Annotated in this window: 7 protein-coding genes; 2 read left to right on the top strand and 5 right to left on the bottom strand. The window is 36.3% G+C overall.

From position 1 onward, the window contains the following. Positions 1 to 194: 194 nt before the first annotated feature. The 4 genes from J0871_RS02490 to J0871_RS02475 all read right to left on the bottom strand — a co-directional run bounded on the left by J0871_RS02490 (position 195) and on the right by J0871_RS02475 (position 3162). Positions 195 to 725: a ferritin gene (locus tag J0871_RS02490; protein WP_208223153.1), complete on the bottom strand. Its 531-nt coding sequence runs from the start codon at positions 723 to 725 to the stop codon at positions 195 to 197. 181 nt (positions 726 to 906) lie between these two features. Continuing rightward, complete coding sequence (locus tag J0871_RS02485) at positions 907 to 1221, bottom strand: hypothetical protein (RefSeq protein ID WP_079735169.1); 315 nt, start codon at positions 1219 to 1221, stop codon at positions 907 to 909. A 45-nt stretch (positions 1222 to 1266) separates the two neighbouring features. Then, positions 1267 to 1737 (bottom strand): Lrp/AsnC ligand binding domain-containing protein, encoded by a 471-nt coding sequence (locus J0871_RS02480; RefSeq protein ID WP_208223151.1) that lies wholly within the window; start codon positions 1735 to 1737, stop codon positions 1267 to 1269. 51 nt (positions 1738 to 1788) lie between these two features. Then, on the bottom strand, positions 1789 to 3162 hold the full coding sequence (locus J0871_RS02475) for a saccharopine dehydrogenase family protein (protein WP_208223149.1): 1374 nt from the start codon (positions 3160 to 3162) through the stop codon (positions 1789 to 1791). A gap of 68 nt (positions 3163 to 3230) precedes the next feature. Between J0871_RS02475 and J0871_RS02470 the strand changes: the two genes are divergently transcribed. Both J0871_RS02470 and pckA read left to right on the top strand, forming a co-directional pair. Then, entirely contained in the window at positions 3231 to 3620 is a 390-nt protein-coding gene (locus tag J0871_RS02470; protein WP_075325110.1) for a DUF423 domain-containing protein, read from the top strand. Between the two features lie 75 nt (positions 3621 to 3695). Further along, positions 3696 to 5297 (top strand): phosphoenolpyruvate carboxykinase (ATP), encoded by a 1602-nt coding sequence (pckA, locus tag J0871_RS02465; RefSeq protein WP_208223147.1) that lies wholly within the window; start codon positions 3696 to 3698, stop codon positions 5295 to 5297. A gap of 128 nt (positions 5298 to 5425) precedes the next feature. Here the strand turns inward: pckA and J0871_RS02460 are convergent, their stop codons facing one another. After that, entirely contained in the window at positions 5426 to 6172 is a 747-nt protein-coding gene (locus J0871_RS02460) for a uroporphyrinogen-III synthase (protein WP_075325108.1), read from the bottom strand. Positions 6173 to 6196: the final 24 nt, after the last annotated feature.

Raw genomic sequence — 6196 nt, 5'->3', positions numbered from 1 at the left:
TTCAAAAATTCATCGTTAAATAAATCCTCTTTTTTCATACTGTGTAAAATTTAAAATTAGACAAAAAAATAACAGGGGTCGCGACCCCTGTTATTTTTCTATTTACACAGTTTATGAGATAGTCCTTGAAGCGGGTTTTTTAACTTAATGATCCTGAAATAAATTCAGGATGATGCGTATTTTCTTATAAAAATCTATTCGGTACGTTTGTCTCTAATTTGCGGGATGCGCTCATCTAATAATTTAAGACCCAGGCCTTCGGTGCCCATATGATCAAATAACTCTAGCGCACGGCGCATTGTTTGCTCTTCTTCCATTTGCTCTGCTATAAACCACTGTAGAAAATACTCGGTAGTATAATCGTTTAATTTTCGGCATTTACCTACAATATTATGAATTGCTTTGGTAATAGCAATTTCCTGGTCTAAAGCCGTTTCAAAGATTTCTTCCAAAGATTTAAAATCGTGATTTACACCACTAACTTCCGGAGAATACGCGGTACCACCATTATCGTTAATAAATCTAAAGATTTTCATCATATGTTCTCTTTCTTCTGCAGCTTGTTCGTAAAAGAAATCGGCGCTATAAGAAAGGGCATTGTGATCGCACCAGGAAGCCATAGCTAAATAAGCTGATGACGAATGTGCTTCTTTTTCAATTTGTTTATTTAAAAGATCCATGATATCTACATGGATGCTTAAATTTTGTCTTACTAAATCTTTCATTTTCTTTATATTTTTAATGCTATAAATGGCTGGTAAAGGCTTACTTAACCAGATTTGTACTTAACCATTTTTTGCGACCAGAATTGTGCCGGTTTATTAGTCATTTTCTATAAAATTAGCCAAATAGGCGGTAAGAACCTAATTAGGAATAGAATTTAGAAATAGTCTAAAGTGAAATAGATTAAACTGAAGTGGTAAGCAGGGAATTAAGTTCAAGCATAGCAAAAGAACCGGTAATAAATTCTTTAAGATCTATACATTCTAAAGTATTAAAAACAAAGAAGTGTTGCCTATTGCATAGCATAAGCATTTCTAACCCGTGCGGGTTTTGCCCATTAAAATGAGAATCCAAGTCAATTTCTTTAACTTGTTGTCTAAACGCTAAAAACTGGCAAAAACCAAGCTGAATGGTTTTATGCGGAAATTCAATAAAAAAGCATCGCTGCTTATCACATTGATAAGAAGTAAAGAATTGAGACTGGTGTAATACTTTCATACTGCAGCCAAAATTAATTCTTATTTAGAATAAATCCAAAGAATATTAAATTTTGATTTGCCTTTTTATTTGTTGATTTAACGAAATAAAGGTTTCGGTTCTTGAAACCCCTTCTATAGCCTGAATATCTTTGTTGAGTACATTCATTAAATGCTCGTTATCTCTACATAATATTTTGATAAAAATAGACCAGTTCCCGGTGGTGTAATGGCATTCAATTACTTCAGGAATTTGGCTTAGTTGCTTTACAGCCTGCGGGTTACTAACTGCTTTATCTAAGTAAACCCCTACAAAGGCCATAGTTTTATAGCCCAACTTGCGGGGGTTTATCATAAGTTTAGAGCCTTCAATTAAACCTGCTTTTTCCAATTTGCGTAAACGCTGGTGAACTGCTGCACCGGTAATTCCGATATTCCTGGCGATTTCTAAGATAGATTTTTTGGCATCTTCCATTAAGAAATTCAGGATGGTTTTATCTATACCATCTATAACAACAGTCTCGTTTACAACTTTCATTTGGGAGGTTTATTGGTTAAAGAGCTAAAGTAGCAAATTGAATTCAAAAATTTAATTTCCTACTTCTCCAAAAGGGTTATAACCCAAATATTCGGTCTCTTTTTCTTTAAAAACAATATCGTGTTTCTCTAATTCTTTTAGAATGGGTTCATAAACTTCTTTTTTAATAGGAAGCTGAACTCCGGGTGTGGTTATTTCGCCCTTTAAGATTTTTAAAGTAGCTATGGCTACAGGAAGCCCCACGGTTTTTGCCATTGCAGTTTCAGTTTGGTCTTTCCCAATGTGCACTATAGTTGAATCTATCTGTTTTTTCTCGCCTTTTAATTCGTAACCAAATTTATGGTACATTACAATCATATCCTTATCGTCTGGGGCCAGGCTCCATTTATCCATTAAGATCTTCTGTAGGGCTTGTGCAGGAGTAGCTTCTTTAATTCCAATTTTTTTGTCTTTATTGAATAAGTCCAGGTCTAACAGTTTTTCCCACATAAGATCGTCCTGATCTATTTTTAAATTATGCCGAAGTTTAAGTTCTACAGTATCTGTAGGAGAATAAGGCAGAAAGGAATTCACAAAATCACGATAGCTCATATTTTCTGAATCTTTCATTTTAAAACTATCGTCAGTCATACCAAGTTGCACAAACATATTCCACGCACGGCTGAAGCCAACCCGCCTAATGGTACCGCGGTAAAGTGTAAGTACATCTTCCAGGCCGTAAATGCTCATATAGTCTAGCGAATTTCTATTGGCATAACCTTCAAATTTGCCGTAACCCTCAATGTGAAGAAACTCGGTTCTTCTAAATAAACGGTGATAAGGAATGTATTTATATTTTCCTTCCTGTATAAACTCGGCCACGCCGCCCTGCCCGGCAACCACTACATTTCTTGGGTTCCAGGTAAATTTATAATTCCAGAGATTGGTGTCGCTTTCAGGAGCTACAAGGCCGCCTGTAAAAGATTCAAATAAAAGTATTTTTCCGCCTTTATCACGAATACGGTCTATAACCTGCATTGCACTCATATGATCAATACCGGGATCTACCCCAATTTCATTCATAAATATGAGTCCGTTTTGTTTTACTTCTTCATCTAAAGCTTTCATTTCTTTGCTTATGTAAGAGGCGGTCACCATATTCTTTTTTAACTTTACGCAAGCTTTGGCAACTTCTATATGAAATCTCGCCGGAAGCATGGAAATCACGATATCGGCACTTTTCACCGCGTTTTCCCTGCTTTCAGCATTAAAAACATCTAAATGAAAAGCTTCGCAATGCTTTTTATTCTTGCAGGCTTTTTTAGCATTCTCAAGATCAATATCTCCAATTCTTAAAAAGAGATCTTCTGTCCCGGCTTTGGACAAAAGATGGTCGATTAGGACAGAAGTAGATTTTCCTGCCCCGATTATTAAAATGTTGTTCATAAAATAAATTAGTTTTGTGTAGTGGTTTACGAATGTATTAAATCTTTAACTCATAAAAAATAACCTAAATGAATAGGAAATTTTTAATAACCGGGGCGATTTTTGGACTTTTAGCAGTAATAATTGGTGCTTTTGGTGCACATGGTTTAAAACCATTATTAGATATCGCCGCAAGGGAATCTTTTGAAACCGGGGTTAAATATCAAATGTATCATGGTTTGTTACTTCTTTTTATTGGAGGTTTTAAAATGCCCTCATTTCGTTTTCAAAAACCAATCTTTTATCTGCTCCTATTTGGCGTAATTTGCTTTTCTGGGTCTATATATTTACTCGCCACCAATAATTTAACAACTATAGATTTTACGGCAATTGCATTAGTGACCCCGCTGGGAGGTACGCTATTAATAGCCGCGTGGATTTTTTTACTGGTGGAATTCATAAAATTTAAGTCTAAATAATTTAAGAAAGTTTAGCAGTTTATGTGTATAAGATTTATAATTTTGTACCCATAACAAACCACACACTTTAAATTTATGCTTGCACACACCCAAACTACGAAAACGATTTCGTTAGAAAACTACGGGATCAGAAATGCAACGGTACACTACCAGTTATCTCCTGAAGAACTTCATTACGATACTTTAGAACATGGTCTTGGTACCGAAACAAATTCGGGCGCCCTGGCTATTAACACGGGAGCTTATACCGGGAGATCGCCAAAAGATCGTTTTATTGTAAAAGATGAAATTACCCGCGACAAAGTTTGGTGGGGAGATATCAATATTCCTTTTGATGCTGCCAAATTCGACAAACTTTATGATAAGGTTGCCAATTACCTTTCTGATAAGGAAATTTACGCTCGCGATGCCTATGCCTGCGCCGAAGAAAAATACCGCTTAAATATTAGGGTGGTAAATGAGTTTCCCTGGTCTAATATGTTTGCCTATAATATGTTTTTAAGGCCGGAAGAAAAGGAACTCGAAAACTTTAAGGAAGAATGGCTTATTCTTAACGCTCCCGGTTTTAAGGCAAATCCGGAAGTAGATGGCACGCGCCAGGAGAATTTTGCTATTCTTAATTTCAGCAAAAAAATTGCTTTAATTGGTGGAACCGGCTACACCGGGGAAATTAAAAAAGGAATATTTTCAGCCTTAAATTTTATACTTCCGGTAGATAAAAATACGCTTCCAATGCATTGCTCTGCTAATGTTGGTGAAGATGGTGATACCGCCATATTTTTTGGACTATCGGGAACGGGAAAAACCACTTTATCTGCAGATCCTGATAGAAAACTAATTGGCGACGATGAACACGGTTGGACCAAAGAAAATACAATTTTTAATTTTGAAGGGGGCTGTTACGCTAAGGTGATAAACCTTACCGAAGAAAATGAACCGGATATTTACCGAGCGATCAAGCCGGGAGCTATTTTGGAAAATGTAATTCTGGACGACGACGGGAATGTAGATTTTTCTGATACTAGCATAACTCAAAATACACGGGTTAGTTATCCTATTCATCATATAGATAACATTCAGGCGCCATCGGTAGGTGAAAATCCCAAGAATATATTCTTTTTAACCGCCGATGCTTTTGGGGTTTTGCCTCCAATAAGTAAACTTACACCAGGCCAGGCAGCTTATCATTTTATAAGTGGTTATACGGCAAAAGTTGCGGGTACCGAAGCTGGAATAGATGAACCTGTACCAAGTTTTTCAGCTTGTTTTGGTGCGCCTTTTATGCCTTTGCACCCTACAAAATATGCCGAAATGTTAAGCGCTAAAATGAAAGAAGCCGGAGTAAATGTTTGGTTAATTAATACTGGATGGACCGGCGGACCATATGGTACCGGAAACCGAATGAAATTAAAATATACCCGGGCTATGATTAGCGCTGCGCTAAATGGCGAATTAAAAGATGCGGAATTTAGTACGCATAATATGTTCGGGTTACAGATGCCATTAAGTTGTCCTAACGTGCCTGCAAAAGTTTTAAATCCTAGAAACACCTGGAAAGATACTGCAGCTTATGATAAAAAAGCAGGGGAACTGGCAAATTCCTTTAAAAAGAACTTTGAAAAGTTTGAAGCATATGCTAATGATGAAATTATGGCCGGCGGGCCAACTTCATCCTAGCATTATTTTTAATTAGTTAATTGATTCAAAAAAAATCCGGTGTAAAATGCACCGGATTTTTTATTTAAAAAATATAAATGGAAGGTAATCTTAACTCACTAGAGTGAGGTTTAAAATTCTTCTATAGGTTATTTCTTATTTGCTTCTGCAATATATTTTTGCAACGCCATGGTCATAGATGGGGTATCTGGCGTTGGCGCTTTTATATTAACGGTTAACCCGTGTTCTTTTGCGGCCTTTATGGTTGTATTTCCAAATACTGCAATTTTTGTTTCTTTCTGCTCAAAGTCTGGGAAATTTTCAAATAAAGATTTGATTCCGCTTGGGCTAAAAAATACCAGGATATCATAAGTTACATCGCGTAGGTTAGAAAGGTCACTTACCACGGTTTTGTAAAACGTAGCTTGTTTCCATTCTACGCCCAGCTTGTTTAGCGTTTTTGGAACATCTGGCTTCAGCATATCTGAAGATGGAAGTAAAAACTTTTCGTTCTTGTATTTCTTAATAAGCGGGGAAAGATCGGCAAAAGTTCTTTTTCCAACATAAATCTTCCGCTTGCGGTAAACTACATATTTTTGCAAATAGTAAGCTACAGCTTCACTTAAACAAAAGTATTTCAGGGTGTCTGGCACCTTAAAACGCAATTCTTCGGCGATTCTAAAAAAATGATCTACAGCATTACGGCTGGTAAGAATAATTGCAGAATATTTAGTAAGATCTACTTTTTGCTGGCGTACTTCCTTAGAAGAAACACCTTCTACGTGAATAAAAGGGATGAAATCAATTTTTACTTTTTGTTTTTCCTCAAGCTCAAAATAAGGAGAGTTCTCTACTTTAGGTTCGGGCTGGGAAACTAAAATTGTTTTCACTTTCATATATCAATACTTTTATTTGGTCCT

It is taken from the genome of Salegentibacter sp. BDJ18 (assembly GCF_017579965.1).
GTDB lineage: Bacteria > Bacteroidota > Bacteroidia > Flavobacteriales > Flavobacteriaceae > Salegentibacter.
Note: the sequence above shows the minus strand (reverse complement) of the source record. Positions and strands in the feature narration are given on the sequence as shown.

What these genes read in the sequence shown, in the direction of transcription:
- J0871_RS02490 (WP_208223153.1), bottom strand. Translation starts at nt 725, where the DNA reads ATGAAAGATTTAGTAAGACAAAATTTAAGCATCCATGTAGATATCATG.
- J0871_RS02485 (WP_079735169.1), bottom strand. Translation starts at nt 1,221, where the DNA reads ATGAAAGTATTACACCAGTCTCAATTCTTTACTTCTTATCAATGTGAT.
- J0871_RS02480 (WP_208223151.1), bottom strand. Translation starts at nt 1,737, where the DNA reads ATGAAAGTTGTAAACGAGACTGTTGTTATAGATGGTATAGATAAAACC.
- J0871_RS02475 (WP_208223149.1), bottom strand. Translation starts at nt 3,162, where the DNA reads ATGAACAACATTTTAATAATCGGGGCAGGAAAATCTACTTCTGTCCTA.
- J0871_RS02470 (WP_075325110.1), top strand. Translation starts at nt 3,231, where the DNA reads ATGAATAGGAAATTTTTAATAACCGGGGCGATTTTTGGACTTTTAGCA.
- pckA (WP_208223147.1), top strand. Translation starts at nt 3,696, where the DNA reads ATGCTTGCACACACCCAAACTACGAAAACGATTTCGTTAGAAAACTAC.
- J0871_RS02460 (WP_075325108.1), bottom strand. Translation starts at nt 6,172, where the DNA reads ATGAAAGTGAAAACAATTTTAGTTTCCCAGCCCGAACCTAAAGTAGAG.